1 protein-coding gene is annotated in these 375 nt (G+C 62.9%); it reads right to left on the bottom strand.

What is annotated here, in order from left to right:
* Nucleotides 1–242 (bottom strand): hypothetical protein (locus tag ACR9ZH_RS18440; RefSeq protein ID WP_481292217.1); only part of this gene is annotated, 242 nt, incomplete at its 3' end.
* Between the last annotated feature and the right edge of the window lie 133 nt (nt 243–375).

A 375-nucleotide genomic window follows, 5' to 3' on the forward strand; every position in this document is an offset into this window, starting at 1 on the left:
AACTGCTCCCTCACCAACTCCGTCTGCGCCCGCACGGCGTAATCCAGCCCCCGCCTCATCAACGCATCGATCACCGTCAGCACATCAGCCACCTCCTTGCCCTTCAACTCATCCACCTCCCCGATCGTCTCCGCCACGAACTCGGTCAACCGCTGCGCATACTGCAACCACTCCGTCGCCTCATTCATCAACTCATGCACCGAGACCTCGGTACGCTCATTCATCGCGTTCATCGCGTTCATGGTGTCCTCCTTGCTGTGCCGCCGTCCGCCGCTTGCGCAGGTGTGGCACGCCACCTAAGGCGACGTGCCACGGGCAAAACATCGCCTCGAGGCGATGAGCTGCGGACTCGCGGGATCACCGGCAGCCCGTGAC

The sequence above is a fragment of the Luteibacter sp. SVR4-7G genome, assembly GCF_056755555.1.